The organism is Frateuria sp. GZRe14, assembly GCF_051900395.1.
Taxonomy (GTDB): Bacteria; Pseudomonadota; Gammaproteobacteria; order Xanthomonadales; family Rhodanobacteraceae; genus Frateuria_A; species Frateuria_A edaphi.
The window spans coordinates 3,017,432-3,034,951 of the sequence record NZ_JBHZGJ010000001.1 but is presented as its reverse complement, the minus strand read 5'-3'; the positions used below and the strand labels follow the sequence as shown (position 1 = coordinate 3,034,951).

Annotated in this window: 14 protein-coding genes; 9 read left to right on the top strand and 5 right to left on the bottom strand. The window is 68.1% G+C overall.

What is annotated here, in order from left to right:
* Window positions 1–86 precede the first annotated feature (86 nt).
* From ACFWZ1_RS13875 to ACFWZ1_RS13865, 3 genes are read left to right on the top strand one after another with little or no spacing between them, the layout of a single operon-like run.
* A complete protein-coding gene (locus tag ACFWZ1_RS13875; RefSeq protein WP_425600847.1) occupies window positions 87–1,859 on the top strand; it encodes an ATP-binding protein in 1,773 nt (590 codons plus the stop codon).
* Entirely contained in the window at window positions 1,856–2,302 is a 447-nt protein-coding gene (locus ACFWZ1_RS13870; RefSeq protein ID WP_231321346.1) for a response regulator, read from the top strand. Before ACFWZ1_RS13875 ends, ACFWZ1_RS13870 begins: the two co-directional genes overlap by 4 nt.
* A gap of 46 nt (window positions 2,303–2,348) precedes the next feature.
* Window positions 2,349–3,923 (top strand): hybrid sensor histidine kinase/response regulator, encoded by a 1,575-nt coding sequence (locus tag ACFWZ1_RS13865; protein WP_231321345.1) that lies wholly within the window; start codon window positions 2,349–2,351, stop codon window positions 3,921–3,923.
* 132 nt (window positions 3,924–4,055) lie between these two features.
* Here the strand turns inward: ACFWZ1_RS13865 and ACFWZ1_RS13860 are convergent, their stop codons facing one another.
* Both ACFWZ1_RS13860 and ACFWZ1_RS13855 read right to left on the bottom strand, forming a co-directional pair.
* On the bottom strand, window positions 4,056–5,483 hold the full coding sequence (locus ACFWZ1_RS13860; protein ID WP_439666817.1) for a sigma-54-dependent transcriptional regulator: 1,428 nt from the start codon (window positions 5,481–5,483) through the stop codon (window positions 4,056–4,058).
* Window positions 5,484–5,772: 289 nt separating this feature from the next.
* Window positions 5,773–7,353: a sensor histidine kinase gene (locus ACFWZ1_RS13855; protein ID WP_439666905.1), complete on the bottom strand. Its 1,581-nt coding sequence runs from the start codon at window positions 7,351–7,353 to the stop codon at window positions 5,773–5,775.
* A gap of 339 nt (window positions 7,354–7,692) precedes the next feature.
* On the opposite strand from ACFWZ1_RS13855, the gene sucC reads away from it, so the two are divergent.
* The 3 genes from sucC (at window position 7,693) to ACFWZ1_RS13840 (ending at window position 11,635) form a co-directional block, all read left to right on the top strand.
* Window positions 7,693–8,853 (top strand): ADP-forming succinate--CoA ligase subunit beta, encoded by a 1,161-nt coding sequence (gene sucC, locus ACFWZ1_RS13850; protein ID WP_439666816.1) that lies wholly within the window; start codon window positions 7,693–7,695, stop codon window positions 8,851–8,853.
* 13 nt (window positions 8,854–8,866) lie between these two features.
* Complete coding sequence (sucD, locus tag ACFWZ1_RS13845; RefSeq protein ID WP_439666815.1) at window positions 8,867–9,739, top strand: succinate--CoA ligase subunit alpha; 873 nt, start codon at window positions 8,867–8,869, stop codon at window positions 9,737–9,739.
* 279 nt (window positions 9,740–10,018) lie between these two features.
* Window positions 10,019–11,635 carry an NAD+ synthase gene (locus tag ACFWZ1_RS13840; protein WP_439666814.1) on the top strand — a complete coding sequence of 539 codons (1,617 nt, stop codon included), beginning with the start codon at window positions 10,019–10,021 and terminating at the stop codon, window positions 11,633–11,635.
* 118 nt (window positions 11,636–11,753) lie between these two features.
* On the opposite strand, the gene ACFWZ1_RS13835 is transcribed toward ACFWZ1_RS13840, so the two are convergent.
* Window positions 11,754–12,581: an outer membrane protein assembly factor BamD gene (locus ACFWZ1_RS13835; RefSeq protein WP_231321337.1), complete on the bottom strand. Its 828-nt coding sequence runs from the start codon at window positions 12,579–12,581 to the stop codon at window positions 11,754–11,756.
* 68 nt (window positions 12,582–12,649) lie between these two features.
* Between ACFWZ1_RS13835 and rluD the strand changes: the two genes are divergently transcribed.
* Together rluD and pgeF are read left to right on the top strand one after the other, a co-directional pair.
* Window positions 12,650–13,621, top strand: coding sequence for a 23S rRNA pseudouridine(1911/1915/1917) synthase RluD (rluD, locus tag ACFWZ1_RS13830; protein ID WP_439666813.1), 972 nt, complete (start codon window positions 12,650–12,652; stop codon window positions 13,619–13,621).
* Window positions 13,622–13,729: 108 nt separating this feature from the next.
* Complete coding sequence (gene pgeF, locus ACFWZ1_RS13825) at window positions 13,730–14,473, top strand: peptidoglycan editing factor PgeF (RefSeq protein WP_231321334.1); 744 nt, start codon at window positions 13,730–13,732, stop codon at window positions 14,471–14,473.
* Window positions 14,474–14,533: 60 nt separating this feature from the next.
* Here pgeF and ACFWZ1_RS13820 read toward each other — a convergent pair whose 3' ends face one another.
* Window positions 14,534–16,309, bottom strand: a complete 1,776-nt coding sequence (locus ACFWZ1_RS13820) for an acyl-CoA dehydrogenase C-terminal domain-containing protein (protein ID WP_439666812.1) — start codon at window positions 16,307–16,309, stop codon at window positions 14,534–14,536.
* An 81-nt stretch (window positions 16,310–16,390) separates the two neighbouring features.
* The gene (locus ACFWZ1_RS13815) at window positions 16,391–16,870 is read right to left on the bottom strand and encodes a hypothetical protein (RefSeq protein ID WP_439666811.1); all 480 of its coding nucleotides are present in this window, start codon (window positions 16,868–16,870) and stop codon (window positions 16,391–16,393) included.
* A gap of 158 nt (window positions 16,871–17,028) precedes the next feature.
* On the opposite strand from ACFWZ1_RS13815, the gene ACFWZ1_RS13810 reads away from it, so the two are divergent.
* Window positions 17,029–17,496: an SET domain-containing protein gene (locus ACFWZ1_RS13810; protein ID WP_231321329.1), complete on the top strand. Its 468-nt coding sequence runs from the start codon at window positions 17,029–17,031 to the stop codon at window positions 17,494–17,496.
* Window positions 17,497–17,520: the final 24 nt, after the last annotated feature.

The following is a 17,520-nucleotide window of genomic DNA, read 5'->3' as shown; positions in this document are numbered from 1 at the left end:
AGCCTCCCCGCATGCCCAGCCGCCATCGCGCCCTGCTGCCCGAGCTTCGCCGCGGCCTGCACCGCTGGCGCGTGCCGCGGTGGCGCATGGTCGGGCTGCTGTGCGCGGTGCTGGTGATCGTTCTGCTGCCGTACCTGGCCACGCGCACCAGCCACGAAGACGCGATGGAAGCGGGCCAGCTGGTCACGCACTCCTCCGAGGTCAAGTCGCTCACCTATCGGATCGCCTATGTCACCCGCAGCAGCGAGGCGGCGATATTCCGCCTGCTGGAGGGCGCCAGGGAACCCAGCCTGGTCGACAGGGCGCACCAGGCCGGCAACGACGTGCCCGCGCTGCTCGGCCAGCTGAGCGACATGACGCGCGACAACCCGACCCAGCAGGCCGCGATCGGCGCGCTGGGCAACGTGGTCAACGGCCGCCTGGCGCTGCTCGAACAGGCGCTCGCGCGTATCCAGCACGGCGATCGCGCCGGCGCGGTGGCGGCGCTGCACGATGCCGGCACGTTGTTTCCGATGGACGATCAGATCGATACGGTCGTGCGCAACGAGGGCACCGTGCTGATGGAGCGTCGCGCGCACGCGCGGCGCAGCGCGTTCGAAAGTGCGCTGGTGCTGGGAATCACCTCGATCGCGCAGATCGTGCTGCTGTCGATCATCGTGCTCGTGTCCGAACGCCAGATCGCCCGCCGCATGCGCGCCGAGACGCGCGAGAGCCAGGCGGTGCGCCGCGCGCAGATGATCCTGCAGGCGGTGCGCGAGCCGATCGCCCTGCTCAACGCGCAGCTGTGCACGTTGCTGGTCAACACCGCCTTCAGCGAGTTGTATGGCCTGCCGCAGGAGGACCAGCGCGAGTTGCGCCCGCTGCAGGAGGTGGGCGAGGGCGCCTGGACCGACGGCGCGCTACTGCAGCGCCTGCGCGACGTGATGCTGCACGATCGCGAGCTGTGGGACTACGAGCTGGTCCAGCGCACCGTCGGCGGGATCGATCGCCACGTCATGGTCAACGCGCGGCGCCTGCAACAGCACGAGGGCGAACCGCCGGTGCTGCTGCTCACTGTCAGCGACGTCACCGCGCGCGCGCTGGTCGAGCAGCAGGTGAAGGAGCTCAACCGCCAGCTCGAAGGCAAGGTGGCGCAGATTTCCGACGTCAACCGCGAGCTGGAGGCCTTCAGCTATTCCGTCTCGCACGACCTGCGCGCGCCGCTGCGCCACATCGCCGGCTTCACCGGCAAGCTCAAGCGGCACCTGGTCGAACACCTGGACGAGACCTCCGCCCATTATCTGGATGTCATCTCCACCTCTGCCACGCGCATGGCGCAGCTGATCGACGACCTGCTGGTGTTCTCGCGCCTGGGGCGCGGCGCGCTCAGGCTGCAGGCCGTGGATACGCAGTCGCTGGTCGACGAGGCGCGTGCACTGGCCGAGTCGGAGGCAGGCGAGCGGCGCATCGAGTGGAGCATCGGCCCGCTGCCGATCGTGATCGGCGACGAGAACATGCTGCGCACCGTGTGGCAGAACCTGATCGGCAACGCGGTCAAGTACACCGGCCGGCGCGAGGTGGCGCAGATCGCCATCAACGTGAACCGTGACCGCGACGGTGAATATGTCTTCACGGTGGCCGACAACGGCGCGGGGTTCAATATGGAATACGCCGGCAAGCTGTTCGGCGTGTTCCAGCGCCTGCACCGCGCCTCCGAGTTTCCCGGCAACGGCATCGGGCTGGCCAACGTGCGCCGCATCGTCGCGCGCCATGGCGGCCGAGTCTGGGCCGAGGCCGAACCGGAACGCGGTGCGAGCTTCCATTTTTCGCTGCCGGCCACCGAACTGGCCGAAGCGCGCACTACGAGGCTTCCGTCATGAACAATCGTCACCTGGGTCCGGTACTGCTGGTCGAGGACAGCATGGCCGATGCCGAGATGGCCATGGACGCGCTGCGCGAAGCCAATCTGGCCAACCCCGTGGTGCACGTGGAAGATGGCGTCGACTGCCTGGACTACCTGCAGTGCCGCGGCCCCTGGCAGGGTCGCGAGGACGTCGACCCGTCGGTGATCCTGCTCGACATCAAGATGCCGCGCATGAACGGGCTGGAGGTCCTGACCCGGCTGCGCGGCGAAGAGCGGTGGCACCTGATCCCGGTGGTGATCCTGTCTTCCTCGCGCGAGGAGAGCGACCTGGCGCGCAGCTGGGACCTGGGCGTGAACGCCTACGTGATCAAGCCGGTGGACGTGGACCAGTTCTTCGAGGCCGTGCGGACGCTGGGCCGGTTCTGGGCCGTGCTCAACCAGTTGCCGGAGCACGAATGACTTCGGGTGCTGGACGACGGAACGAAACAGGAGCGCAATAGACTGCATGCCCAACGCCACCACACGCCCGCTGCCCACCATCCGCATCCTGCAGGTCGAGGACGACCCGATCGATGCCGAGTTGATCCAGGCCGAACTGGACGCCGATGGCATCGAGTACCAGGTGCGCCTGGTCGACGACGAGGCTGGCTACACCGCGTGTCTTGAGGAATTCCAGCCCGACATCGTGCTGTCGGACCTGAGCCTGCCCGGCTTCTCCGGCCAGCGCGCGCTGGAGCTGTTGCGCCAGCACGACGAGGACCTGCCTTTCATCTACGTCTCGGCGACGCTGGGCGAGGAGGCGGCGGTCGAAGCGCTGCGCAACGGCGCCACCGACTACATCCTCAAGCAGAATCCCACCCGCCTGGCCAGCGCCGTGCGCCGCGCGCTGGCGGAGGCCGAGGCATTGCGCGCCAAGCGTCGCGCCGAGGCCGAACTGATCCGCGCGCAACGCTTCGAGAGCCTGGCCATGCTGGCCGGGGGCTTGAGCCACGACCTGCGCAACCTGCTGCAACCGCTGCTGCTGGCCGGCGACAGCCTCCAGGACTACCAGGAGGATCCGCGCCTGGCGCGGCTGGGCACACTGGTGCGCGACTGTGGCCGGCGCGGACTGCAGATGGTGCAGTCGATGCTCTCCTTCGCTCGCGGCGCGCGGCGCGCCGAGCAGGTACGCGTGGGCGCGCTGATGGATGCACTGGGTCTGCTGCTGCGCGGTAGCGTGCCGCGCGGGGTGAAGATGGACGTGGAGGTCGACGACCGCGAGCTCACCGTCGAAGGCAACCACACGGAGCTGCAGCAGGCGCTGCTCAACCTTTGCCTCAACGCGATCCAGGCCATGGGCGAGTCGGGAGGCAGCCTGCGCATCGAGGCCTGCGAGTGCGAATTGGCCGAGGATTTCTTTCTTTCCGGGGAGCAGCCGCATGCGGGGCGCTACCTGCGCCTGACCGTCGCCGACACCGGCCCGGGCATGCCGCCGGAGGTGCGCGAACACCTCTTCGAGCCGTTCTTCACCACCAAGGAAACCGGCACCGGCCTGGGGCTGCTCTCGTGCCAGCGGATCGTCGCCAGCCACAACGGCGTCATGCGCCTGGACAGCGAAACGGGCAAGGGGACGGCCTTTCACCTGTACATCCCGATCGAGGAACCCAAGGTCGAAGCGGAGGCCCAGGAGGAGCAGGGTGAAAGCCTGATGGGCGAAGCCGAACGCGTGCTGGTGGTGGTGGAGGAAGCCGGCCCGCTGTCGTTGCTGGTGGATGTCCTGGACGGCTACGGATACCAGCCGCACGCCAGCCAGAGCGGCACCGCCGCGCTGCAGTGGATCGAGGCGCACGGCGTGCCCGATCTGGTCGTGATGGACGCGGACATGAACCTGTTCACCGGCGTGCGCACGCTGGCGGCCCTGATCGAGCACGGATATCGCCGGGCGGTGTTGTTGCTGGCACGGCCGGAGGCGCCGCCGGATCTGGAGGAGTTGCCCCGGCTGGATCGGCTCTACCTGGTGGACAAGCCGATCAACACCCAGCAGTTGCTGCGCACCATGCGCCAGGCGCTGGGCGGGCAGGAGGCGGAGGCGGGCGAATAACCTCCAGCAGCCTCCCCGCAGCAAAGCCGACGGAGAGGTTTGGAGTGGGCTTTGCTCCGTGGAAGGGCACATTCCTCACGAGCGCCGGCCCTCGCCCCGACCCCTCCCCGAAGGGAAGCGGGAAGCAAGGCGTCAGTCGATGCCGAGCTTTTTCAGCTTGTAACGCAGCGCCCGGAAGGTGATGCCGAGCTTCTTCGCCGCCGCGGTCTTGTTGTAGCGCGACTCTTCCAGCGCCTTGATGATCGCGGTGCGTTCGAGATTGCTGATGTAGTCGTCCAGCGGCACGCCGCTACCCAGGCCGGCGGCGTGTGGCACGGCCGGCTGCGCGGCGACCGGGGCGCCCGGCTGCGGCGCGTGCATGGCCGCGTGGGCGGCATTGACCGGCTCCGGCTGGCGCAACGGTCGCTGCGGCAGCATCAGGTCGTCGGCGCCGATGGTGTCGCCCTCGCACATCGCCATGGCGCGCTCGAGGATGTTTTCCAGCTCGCGCACGTTGCCCGGGAAGTCGTATTCCTCCAGCGCCTGCTGCGCGTCCGGCTTCAACCGACCGGGCGCGCCGCCGCTCTTGGCGGCGAGCGAGCGCAGGATGAAGGCGGCCAGTTGCGGCACGTCGCCCCGGCGCTCGCGCAGCGGCGGTACGCGCAGCTCGATCACGTTGATGCGATAGAACAGGTCTTGGCGGAACTGCGCCTGCTCGACCAGCCGTGCCAGGTCCTTGTGCGTCGCCGAAAGGATGCGCACGTCCACCGGCACCTCCTCACGGGCGCCGATCGGGCGCACCGCTTTTTCCTGGATCGCGCGCAGCAGCTTGACCTGCATGTGCAGCGGCAACTCGGCCACCTCGTCGAGGAACAGCGTGCCGCCATGGGCGGCCTGGAAAAGGCCTTCCTTGTCGGCGCCGGCGCCAGTGAAGCTGCCCTTCTTGTGGCCGAAGAACTCGCTTTCCATCAGCTCGGACGGGATCGCGCCGCAGTTGACCGGCACGAACGGCCCGCTGGCGCGCGGACCCTGCTCGTGGATCAGCCGCGCGACCAGCTCCTTGCCCACGCCCGATTCGCCGGCGATGTACACCGGCGCCTGGTTTCGCGCGAGCTTGGTGATGGTCGCACGCACCTGCTGCATCGCCGGCGAGTCGCCGACCAGCCGGCCCGCCGCGCCGGTCGACGTGGCGCCGCCGCCGCTCTTGCGTTCCTCCGCCAGTTGCAGCGCCGTGCGCACCAGCCGGCGCAGCATCTGGATGTCGACCGGCTTGGACACGAAGTCGAACGCACCGGCCTTGAGCGCGTTCACGGCCGCATCGACGTTGCCGTAAGCGGTGATCATTGCCACCGGCATATCCGGGTGGGTGGCGGCGATCAGCTCGATCACCTCATGGCCGGTGCCGTCGGGCAGGCGCATGTCGGTAAAGCACAGGTCGTAACTGCGTTCGCCCAGCGCCCGGCGGGCCTCCGCCACGGTTCCCACCGCTTCCACCTGCAGGTCCATGCGGCCAAGCGTGATGGTGAGCAGCTCGCGAATGTCGCGTTCGTCGTCGATGACCAGGACGGTCTGTGCGGACATGGTTCTCTTCGGCAGGCGGTAACAGTGGAAGGGTATAGCAGTTTGGCCGTTCTGTGCTCTGATCCGCGGCAGGAAACGGCGTGATTGCGGGCTTCACGCTTTGCTCCCTCTCCCCTCCGGGGAGAGGGTTGGGGTGAGGGGTTGGGGCTCGCCATGAGCTACCTTGCTGTGCTCCTCCCGTGGCGCGGGGGGTGAAGTTGCAGCGTCCTTGTCAGATGCGCAGACGGACTTCCCCGCGAGCCCCGCCCCTCACCCCAACTGTCTCCCGGAGGGGAGAGGGAGCCAGGCGTCAGCCCGCTTCGCCGCCGTCAGCCGGATGCCTTGCCGGTGGCGTGAGGGTCAGCCGGAAGCAGCTGCCGCCGCCGGCCACGCGCACGTATTCGAGCGACGCCTGGTTGGCTTCGCTCATCTGCCGGGCCAGGTACAGTCCCAGGCCGGTGCCGTACTCGTGCGTGGTGTAGAACGGCTCGAAGATCTGCGCGGCCACCTTGGGCGCGATGCCGGGGCCGCGGTCGATCACTTCCAGGATCGGCACGCTGTGTTCGCCCTGGCGCACCACCACCATCACCCGCGCCGGCTCACCCGGCATGCGGCCGTAGCGCAACGCGTTCTGCACCAGGTTCCACACCACCTGCTGCAACTGCTGCGGATCGGCCACCGCGGCCACCGCCATCGAGCCGGTGATCACGCGCAGCGAGTCGCCGCCGATGTCGTTGCCCTGTTTGTATTCCTCCACGAAACCGTTCGCCCAGCGGCCCAGGTCCAGGGTTTCCGGGCGCGAGCGCTCGCGCCGCGAGAGCTGCAGGATGTTCTCGATGATCTCGTTCAACCGCACGCAGTGGTTGTTGATGATCTCTACCATGCGGGCATCGCCGGCGGCGAGCTCCTTGGACTCGGCCAGCAGCTGCGCCGAGTAGCGGATCGCGGCGAGCGGATTCCTGATTTCGTGCGCAATCGAGGCCGACAGGCGCCCCAGGGAGCTCAGGGTCAATTCTTCCGCACGGCGCGAGAGCAGCGAGGTGTCGTCCAGGAAGATCAGTACGTGGGAATCGTCGTTGGGTGCCAGGCGGGTGAAGCGCGGCACCACTTCGGGCACGCCGTCGGCCAGCTGCGTGGCGGTCTCGTCCAGCTTGCCGGAGGTCATCCAGTGGTACAGCCGGCGCGAAAGCTCCGGCGCCAGCTTGCCCAGGTCGCGCTGGTCGGCCGGCGGATTGCCCAGCAGCATCCAGGCCGACTCGTTCAACTGGTGGATGCGGTTGGCGTCGTCCACCAGCAGCACGCCGGTCTTCATGCGCCGGATGATCAGCTCGTTGACCTGCGAGAGGTTGGCCAGGTCCAGGCTGCGCTGCTCGGCCAGTGCCTCGGTGGCGCGTAGCTGGCGTCCAAGTACGTGGCAGAGCGTGGTGGTGGCGAAGTAGGCCACGCCCAGCAGGCCCGATTCGAGCAGGTCGCCGTCACCGTGCGCCTCCGCGAGCAATGTATGGCCCAGCATGCCGAGCGTGGCCAGCGCCGCGAAGAAGCACGACAGCCTCAATGGCAGCACCAGCGCGCCGGTGGAGAGGTTCACCGCCAGCATCATCGCGATGCCGATGCGCGCGTCGTGGATCAGCCAGGCGGCCAGCACCGCCACCATGATGTCCACCACCAGCGCGCCGGAAACCACCAGTCGTGCGTTGGCCATGGCGTTGCGGGTCTGCACCAGCATGCCGATGGCGAACAGCAGGTAGACCCCGGTCACTACATAGGCCAGTACCGGCTGGTCGACGGTCGGCCAGGTCAGCCGCGGCGAGCTGAGCGCCAGGCCCGTGTAGACCAGGGCCTGCGCCAGCCGGAAGTAGTTGAGGAAGAACAGTTCGTGGCGGATCGCCATCGCGGCCGGGCGGGCCGGCTGGAAAACGGGCGGTTCGGCGGGGAGGGTGGCTGGCACGTTGACGGCTTCGGCGCGGCGTTCGTCCGAGTATAGACAGGCCGGCGGGCGCTGCCAGGGGCGTGGCGCACGGATGGCGCGGCCAGGCGGCACTTTCCATCACGGCCGCCTTTGCGCGAAAATGCCCGGCCGTATTGCGCGATTCGTGCCCGGTTGACTCCAGGGCAGCGCGCATTGCACGCCGGCAGTGTGCTGAAAGCCGCCGTCCGACCCTCTCCCGCGCCCACGCTGCCTAGCGCGCGTGCGGCCCGATACGTTTCCCCGTTCGCTCGAGGTATAGGAATGAATTTCCACGAGTACCAGGCCAAAGAGCTGTTCGCGCAGTACGGCATCACCGTACCGCCGGGCAAGGTTGCCAACTCCCCCGACGCCGCCGTCGACGCCGCCAAGGCGCTGGGCGGCTCGCAATGGATGGTCAAGGCGCAGATCCACGCAGGCGGCCGCGGCAAGGCCGGCGGCGTGAAGTTCTGCAAGAGCCTCGACGACGTGCGCGCTGCCGCCAAGGGCATGCTGGGCACGAACATGGCGACCTACCAGTCCGCTGGCCGCGCGCTGCCGGTCAACCTGGTGCTGGTGACCGACGCCACGAATATCGCCAAGGAGCTGTACCTGTCGGTGCTGGTCGACCGCGATTCGAAGTCGGTCTCCTTCATCGCCTCCAAGCACGGTGGCGTGGACATCGAGCAGGTCGCCCGCGACACGCCCGAGGACATCCACACCATCGTGGTGGACTTCGTCGAAGGCCTGCAACCCTACCAGTGCCGCCAGCTCGGCTTCGCGATGGACCTCAATCCCAAGCAGGTCAACCAGCTGACCAAGATCATGCTGGGCCTGTACAAGCTGTTCAACGAGAAGGACCTGTCCCTGGTAGAGCTGAACCCGCTGGCGATCCTCGAGGACGGCAACCTGGCCGCGCTCGACGGCAAGGTGAACTCCGACGACAACGCCGACTTCCGCCACCCGGAACTGGTCGCCATGCGCGATCTCTCCCAGGAAGACGCCGCCGAAGCGGCCGCCGTGCAGCACAACCTCAACTACGTGACCATGGACGGCTCGATCGGCTGCATGGTCAATGGCGCGGGCCTGGCCATGGCCACCATGGACGTGATCAAGCTGGCGGGCGGCGAGCCGGCCAACTTCCTCGACGTCGGCGGCGGCGCCACCAAGGAGCGCGTGACCGAGGCGTTCAAGCTGATCCTCTCCTCCGACAAGGTGAAGGCCATCCTGGTCAACATCTTCGGCGGCATCGTGCGCTGCGACCTGATCGCCGAGGGCATCATCGCCGCGGTGAAGGAAGTCGGCCTGCAGATTCCCGTGGTCGTGCGCCTGCAGGGCACCAACGTGGAGAAGGGCCGCGAACTGCTGGCCAATTCCGGCCTGGCGATCACGCCGGCTGACGATCTCAACGACGCGGCGCAGAAAGCCGTGGCCGCCGCGAAGTGAGGAGCGAACAAGCATGAGCGTTCTGGTCAACAAGAATACGAAGGTGCTGGTGCAGGGCTTCACCGGCCAGCAGGGCACCTTCCACGCCGAGCAGGCGATCGACTACGGCACCAAGGTCGTCGGCGGCGTGACCCCGGGCAAGGGCGGCAGCCAGCACATCGGCCTGCCGGTCTTCAACTCGATGGAAGAAGCCGTCGCCGAGACCGGCGCCGACGCGTCGGTGATCTTCGTGCCGCCGCCGTTCGCGGCCGACTCGATCATGGAGGCGATCGACGCGGGCATCCGCGTGATCGTGGCGATCACCGAAGGCATCCCGGTGCTGGACATGCTGCGCGTGAAGAACGTGCTCGCACAGCATCCGGAGACCGTGCTGATCGGGCCGAACTGCCCCGGCATCATCACCCCGGGCGAGTGCAAGATCGGCATCATGCCGGGCCATATCCACCAGCCGGGCAAGGTCGGCATCGTGTCGCGTTCGGGCACGCTGACCTATGAGGCCGTGTTCCAGACCACCAACGAGGGCCTGGGCCAGTCCACCTGCATCGGCATCGGCGGCGACCCGATCAACGGCCTGAACTTCATCGACTGCCTGAAGATGTTCCAGGACGATCCGCAGACCGAGGGCATCATCATGGTCGGCGAGATCGGCGGCAGCGCCGAAGAAGACGCGGCCGAGTTCATCGGCGAGTACGTGACCAAGCCGGTGGTGTCCTTCATCGCCGGTGCGTCGGCCCCTCCGGGCAAGCGCATGGGCCATGCCGGCGCGATCATTTCCGGCGGCAAGGGCACCGCGGCAGCCAAGTTCGCGGCGCTGGAGAAGGCGGGCGTGACGACGGTGAAGTCGCCGGCCGACCTCGGCAAGACGCTGGCGAAGCTGATGAAGTAAGGCGCGTCACTTCGCGCACGACAGAAGGCCACGCGAAAGCGTGGCCTTTTGCTTTTGGCGCCCTCTCCACTTCGGGGAGAGGGTCGGGGTGAGGGGTCGAGGCTCGCGGGGAAGGTTGCTCGCGCCTGGAAAGGCCAGAGTCAATGTTCTTTCGAAAAGTCCCGCAAGAGCGGCCCCTCACCCCAGCCCTCTCCCCGCAGGGGAGAGGGAGGCACAAGCGTTGGCCCGCGGAACACCCGCCCCCACTATCATGGCGATCCCCCAACACCCCTCTCGCCCATGAGCGCCCAACTTCGCCTCGCCCTGGCCCAGTTCGACTTCTCCGTCGGCGCCGTCGCCGCCAACACCGCGAAGATCCGCGAGCTGATGAACCGGGCGCGCGTCGGCGGTGCGGACCTGGTGGCTTTCCCGGAGCTGGCGATCAGCGGCTACCCGCCCGAGGACCTGCTGATCCGCCCCAGTTTCCTGCAGGCCTGCAACGAGGCGATCGCCACGCTGGCCGAAGGCACGAACGGCCTCGCCGCGCTGGTCGGCTTCCCGCACAGCGAGGGCGAGGTTTACAACGCCTCCGCGCTGCTGCGCGAGGGACGGATCGAATGCGTCGCGCACAAGCAGGCGCTGCCCAACTACGGCGTGTTCGACGACAAGCGCTACTTCCGTCCGGGCCACGCCAGCGCCACCGGCATGGTCAACGGTGTGCGCGTGGGTTTCCTGGTCTGCGAGGACATCTGGGAACCCGAGCCGGCGGCACGGGCCGCAAAGGCGGGCGCCGAACTGATCGTGGTGATCAATGCCTCGCCCTGGGACGACGCCAAGCAGGCCACCCGCGAGGCGCTGCTTGCCGCACGCGCGAAGGAAACCGGCTGCGCCATCGTCTATCTCAACCTGGTTGGCGGCCAGGACGAGGTGGTCTACGACGGTGCCTCGATGCTGGTCAACGGCGACGGCACCATCGCCGCGCGCGCCCCCGCCTTCGTCGATGCACTGCTGTGGGCCACGTTCGACCCGACGACCCGCACGTTGGTCGCCGACCACTGGCCGGTCGCCGCCGACACGCGTCCGGAGGCCGTGCTCTATGGGGCGCTCACCCGGGGCATCCGGGACTACATCGACAAGAACGGCTTTCCCGGCGTGCTGCTGGGCCTGTCCGGCGGTATCGACTCGGCGCTGACGCTGGCGCTGGCGGTCGACGCGTTGGGCGCCGAGCGCGTCACCGCAGTGATGCTGCCGACCCGCTACACCTCGAAACTCTCGCTGGACGGCGCGCGCGAACAGGCCGAACGCCTGGGCGTGGCCTACCACGTGATCGACATCGAGCCGACCTACCAGAGCTTCCTCGCGGCGCTCACGCCCGCCTTCGCCGGCAAGGCCATGGACACCACCGAGGAGAACCTGCAATCACGCACGCGCGGCGTGATGTTGATGGGCCTTTCCAACAAGCACAGCCACCTGCTGCTCGCCACCGGCAACAAGAGCGAAATGGCGGTCGGCTACGCCACCCTCTACGGCGACATGTGCGGCGCCTACGCGCCGCTCAAGGACGTGTACAAGACGGTCGTGTACCGGCTCTCGCGCTGGCGCAACGAGGCCGGCCAGGTGATCCCGCCTGCGGTCATCGACCGCCCGCCCTCGGCGGAACTGCGCGAGGACCAGACCGACCAGGATTCGCTGCCGCCCTACGACGTACTCGACGCAATCCTCACGCGCTTCATCGAGGACGAGCAGTCCCAGGCCGAAATCGCCGCCGCGGGTTTCGATCCGGACACCGTGCGCCGGGTGGCCAGCCTGGTACTTCGCAACGAGTTCAAGCGCCGCCAGGCGGCCCCGGGCCCGCGCGTGACCACCCGCGCCTTCGGCCGCGAGCGCCGCTATCCCATCACCTCCGGCTGGAGATAGCTCCATGTAGGGCTGCCTGTGCGCGACCGCCATCTCTCACGATCGCGTACACGTGCACTCCTGCAAGGAACGCGATGGCGACACCAAAAAAAGGCCGGCGATGCGCCGGCCTTTTTTCTCAATGATGCCCCGAGAAGGGAATCAGCTTGCGCAACGTCGAAGGCGCATGCGGCCACTTCGGATCGGTCAGGTAGGGGTGGTCCGGGTAATTGAGCGCCAGCACCTTGCGGACGTTCTCGGCCTGCTGCTTCTGGTCCAGCGCCATGTAGCTGCGGGCGAGGATGGCGAGCGCATCGCCGGTCTGCGGCGCCTGCTGGTAGTGCTCGACCACGTACTGGGCGCGATCGGCGGACGCCACGAAAGCCTCGTTGCGCAAGTAAAACTCGGCGACGTTGATCTCGTACTGGGCCAGGATGTTGCGCAGGTAGATCATGCGCTGGCGGGCGTCGGTGGTGTAGGCGCTGTCGGGGAAGCGGCGGGCCAGTTCGGAAAAGTCGTCGAACGCCTGCAGGTTGTACGCCTGGTCGCGGCGTGCCTGCGAGCCCGTGCGGGAGATGTAGCGTTCGATCACGCCGCTGGTGCGACCGAAATTGATCAGGCCGCGCAGGTAATAGGCATAATCGACATGTTTCTGGGTCGGATACGTCTTGATGAAGCGGTTGATCGTCGAGTACGCGTCGTCCGGCTCGTTGTCCTTGTACTGCGAATAGGCCAGTTCCAGCTGCGCCTGCTCGTTGTAGTCGCCGGACGGGAAGCGCGCGATCAGGCGCTGGTAGGCCTTGGTCGCAGCGGCGTAGTCGCCGTTCATCACGTCGTCGTGGGCCGTGGCGTAGAGCTTCTCCACCGACATGGTGTCGATGGTCTCGCGCTTGGGGCCGAACAGCGAGCAGGCGCCCAGGGAAAGTCCGAGGACCAGCACGGCGAGCAATTTGAAGAATACGCGCATTGGGAATTTTTTATGGATGTGATCGTGGGGATGATAGCCCAAACCGTTGGCCACCCGCGGAGGGCGGCATGACCGTCATCCGGCACGCGGCCCAGGTCCCGCTGTCGGCGGCGGGCAGGCGTTTCGACCAGGCGCTGGCCGAGATGTTCCCCGACTACTCGCGCTCGCGCCTGACCGCCTGGATCAAGGCCGGTGCGGTGACGCTGGACGGCGCCGTGGCGCCGCCGCGCCAACTGCTGCGCGGTGGCGAACAGGTGCGGGTCGAAGCCGAGCTGGCCAACGAGGTGGAAAGCGCTCCGGAGGCCATCGACCTCGCCATCGTGCACGAGGATGAGCATGTGCTGGTGCTGGACAAACCGGCCGGCCTGGTCGTGCACCCGGGCGCCGGCAACCCGGCCGGCACCCTGCTCAACGCGCTGCTGCACCACGATCCAAAGCTGGCCGAGCTGCCGCGCGCCGGCATCGTGCACCGGCTGGACAAGGACACCTCGGGCCTGATGGTGGTGGCCAGGTCGCTGGCCGCGCATACCGCGCTGGTGGATATGCTCTCGCGCCACGATGTGGAACGGCAGTACGAGGCGGTCGTACTCGGCACGCTGGTGGCCGGCGGCACCGTCGATGCGCCGATCGGCCGGCATATGGGCGACCGCCTGCGCCAGGCGGTGCGCGACGAGGAGGACGGCAAACACGCCATCACCCACTACCGCCTGCGCGAGCGCTTCCGCGCGCACAGCCTGATCCAGTGCAGCCTGGAGACCGGTCGCACCCACCAGATCCGCGTGCACATGGCGCACATCCACCACCCGCTGGTCGGCGATCCCTTGTATGGCACCGGCCTTCGCCTGCCCAAGGGCGCGACACCGGAACTGGTCGCGGCGTTGCGCGGCTTCCGGCGCCAGGCGCTGCACGCCGAGCGGCTGGCGTTCGAGCATCCCGCGACGGGCGAGGCGATGGCATTCGAGGCGAAACGACCCGCGGACATGAACGCATTGATCGGGACACTGCGGGCCGATGCCCTGGAGCAGAGCGATCCCTATTAGCCATCAGGCTCGCGCCCGCCATAACCGCGGCTGGGAGGACTCTTGCCCGCGCACCGTGGGATGGCTATCCGCGCGCTATGCTTGTGGCTCCCCGTGACGGCCATCCCCATGACCGAACCCTGGATACTCCCCGACTGGCCCGCGCCACGCGGCGTGCACGCGGCGGTGACCACCCGCCATGGGCCCGGCATCTCCACCGGTCCCTACGCACGCTTCAACCTTGGCCTGCGCAGCGGCGACGCCGCCGAATCGGTGGCGAGCAACCGCGACGCCCTGCGCCACGCCCTCGCGCTGCCGTCCGATCCGCGCTGGCTGCGGCAGGTGCACGGCACCACCGTCGCACAGTTGGGTCCGCTCGCCAGCGCGGCGGAACCGCAGGCGGATGCCGCGGTGGCGCACCTCTCCGGCACGGTGCTCGCGATCCTCACCGCCGATTGCCTGCCGGTGCTGTTCTGCAGCGATGACGGCGCGCGCATCGGCGCTGCCCATGCAGGCTGGCGCGGGTTGGCCGCGGGCGTGCTGGAAGCCACGATCGATGCAATGGGTACCCCGCCAGCGCGCCTGCTGGCGTGGTTGGGTCCGTGCATCGGTGCCGGTTCGTACGAAGTGGGCGAGGACGTGCGCGCCGCCTTTGTCGAACCCCATCCGGCGGCGTCCGCCTGTTTCGCGTCGACGCGGCCGAACCATTGGCATTGCGATCTGGCGAGCCTGGCGCGGCTGAAACTCGCCGCGGCGGGCATCACGCGCGTTCACGGCGGGGGTTTCGATACGCTGGCCGACCAGCGCTTCTATTCCTATCGCCGGGATGGAGCGGACAGCGGTCGCTTCGCGAGTTTGATCTGGCGCGACTGAGGCAGGGTGGGCTGAAGCCCACCGCGACCTCTGGGATGGTGGCTGAAGCCCCCCGTCCTCTCAAGCCAGGACCGGAATGCTCGCCACGCCCGCCTCGATCGCCGCGCGATGCATCGCGCAACGCGGCAACATCCGCGCGAAGTAGAACCGCGCGGTGTCCCGCTTGGCCTGTTTGAACGCCGCCGATTGCGCGCTGCCTTCGGCCGCCGCCACGCTGCGCGCCCACATGTAGGCCAGCGCGATGTAGCCGGAGTAGTAGAGGTAATCCACCGCGGCCGCGCCGAGTTCCTCCGGGTTCGCCTGCGCGCGCTCTGCCAGCGCCATCGTCAGCGCTTGCCACTCCCTGGCCGCCTTCGACAGCGGCGCGATGAACTCGCCCAGCGCCGGGTTGCCCGCGTGCTGCTGGCAGAAGCCACCGATCTCCTCCAGGAAGTGGCGCAACCCCGCGCCCTTGAGCTGCATGATCTTGCGGCCCAGCAGGTCCATCGCCTGGATGCCGGTGGTTCCCTCGTACAGCGTGATGATCCGCGCGTCGCGCACGAACTGTTCCACGCCGTTCTCGGCGATGTAGCCGTGCCCGCCGTAGACCTGCACCGCTTCCTTGACGCTCTCCTGCGCCAGTTCGGTAAGCACGCCCTTGACGATCGGGATCAGGAACGCCACGAGCTCGCCGGCCTTCGCGCGCGCGCCTTCGTCGGCGGCGCGTTCCTCGATGTCCAGCTGCAGCGCTGCGTAGAGCATCAGCGCGCGGCCGCCCTCGACGATGGCGCGCTGGGTCAGCAGCATGCGCCGCACGTCCGGATGCACCACCAGCGGATCGGCCGGCTTGTCCGGGTAGGCCGGACCGCTCAGCGCACGGCCCTGCAGGCGCTCGCGCGCGTAGTTGAGGCTGTTCTGCAGGCCACGCTCGGCCAGGCCGATGCCCTGCACGCCGACCGCCAGGCGCGCCGCGTTCATCATGGTGAACATGCCGAACAGGCCCTTGTGCGGCTGGCCGATCAGCCAGCCCTCCGCGCCATCGAAGTTCATCACGCAGGTGGGCGAGCCGTGGATGCCCATCTTGTGCTCGATCGCGCCGGCGGACACCGCGTTGCGCTCGCCCATCGCACCGTCGCGTGCGACCTTGAACTTCGGCACCACGAACAGCGAAATGCCGCGGCTCCCGGCCGGGGCGTCGGGCAGGCGCGCCAGCACCAGGTGCACGATGTTCTCGGTCAGATCGTGCTCGCCGGCGGTGATGAAGATCTTGGTGCCGGTGAGGCGGTAGCTGCCGTCCGCGGCCGGTTCCGCGCGGGTCTTGAGCAGCCCCAGGTCCGAGCCGGCCTGCGGCTCGGTCAGGCACATGCTGCCGCACCAGCGGCCCTCGACCATGGGCTTGAGGAAGACCTCCTTCTGCCAGTCGTCGCCGTGCAGCTGCAACGCGTGCGCCGCGCCCTGGCTGAGCAGCGGATAGTTGCCCCAGGCGAGGTTGGCCGAATCGAGCATCTCCTTCATCGCCACGCCGACGACTTCCGGCAGCGCCTGTCCGCCCATCGCCTCGGGCATCGTCAGTCCGGCCCAGCCGCCCTCGACGTAGGTGCGGTAGGCCTCGCGGAAGCCCTTGGGCGTGGTCACCGTGGCGGTGGCCTTGTCGAAATGGCAGCCCTCGGCGTCGCCCGAAGCGTTGAGCGGAGCGAGCACCTGTTCGTTGAAACGCGCCGCTTCCTCCAGCACCGCATCGAGCAGGTCGCGCGTGTGGCCCTCGCCGCCGGTGAGCGGCGTCAGCGTGGCCTCCGCGCCGAACAGGTCGTGCAGCACGAAACGCATGTCGTCGAGCGGGGCCTTGTAGATCGTCATCGGGTATTCCTCGAGAAAACGTTGGGACGTGGCGTTTGCGCAGAGTGGGGTTTCAGCCACCGCGGTATGCGTCGGGAAGGGTCAGCGCCAGGTATTGGCGATGCCCGGCACGGGCGAGAGCCAGTCCTTGCCGGAGAAGTCGAAGTCGCGCGGCTCTTTCTCCTGCTCGGGCTTGGCGCGCATGCTGCCGGCAAGCGTGTAGGGTAGGGCGCCGGCGCTGCCCTCGGCGGCACTGGCCGCCAGGGCCTTGCTCATCGCGGGCGTCGGCAGCACGTCGATCTGCACCGAATCGCCGGCGAAGGCGGGGATGTCGCGCTCGAAGGAGCCATGCACGCGCACCGGCACGCTGTCGCCCATCGCCAGCTGCGCGTCCATCCCCGTGAAGTCCATGCCGCCGTAACTGTTGTTCTGGATGCGCACCGTCAGCCGCCAGGCGCCACCGGGCTGGAGCTCCAGCTGCTGGATGTTGATGGTGGGCGGAAACACGCTCTTGCGGGGAGGGCCACAGGCAACCAGGCCCAGGGCCAGCGACAGCGGGACGATCCAGCGCAGGAAACGCATCGCGGGTTCTCCAAACGATCGTTCGAATTCCTGATTCTAACCACAGCCGACCGCTTAGCGTCAGCCGCTGGGGCACGCGGCCATCACGGCCGCGCCCGGTTTCGCCGTGGGCGGCGAACAGGCATCATCAGCGTCTTTCGTCTCAAGGTTGCCCACGCATGCCACGCCGCTACGTCGCCCGCCGCTCCCCCATCCACGGCAATGGCGTGTTCGCCACCGCGCCGATCAAGAAGGGCGAGGAGATCGTCGAGTACAAGGGCACGCTGATGACCCACGCCGAGGCCGACGACATGTACGGCGACGGCGGCGAAACCGGTCACACCTTCCTGTTCACGCTCAACGACGACTACATCATCGACGCCAACCGCAAGGGCAACACCGCGCGCTGGATCAACCACAGCTGCGCGCCGAACTGCCGCGCGGTGGTCGAGGAAAGCGAAAGCGGCGACCCGCGCAAGGATCGCGTGCTGATCGAGGCGATCCGCGACATCAAGCCGGGCGAGGAACTGACCTACGACTACGGCATCGTGCTGGACGTGCCCTACACCGCGCGGCTGAAGAAGCTGTGGCAGTGCCTGTGCGGCACGCCCGACTGCACCGGGACGCTGCTCAAGCCCAAGCGCTGATCGGCGCTCCTGCAGAAGCGGTGC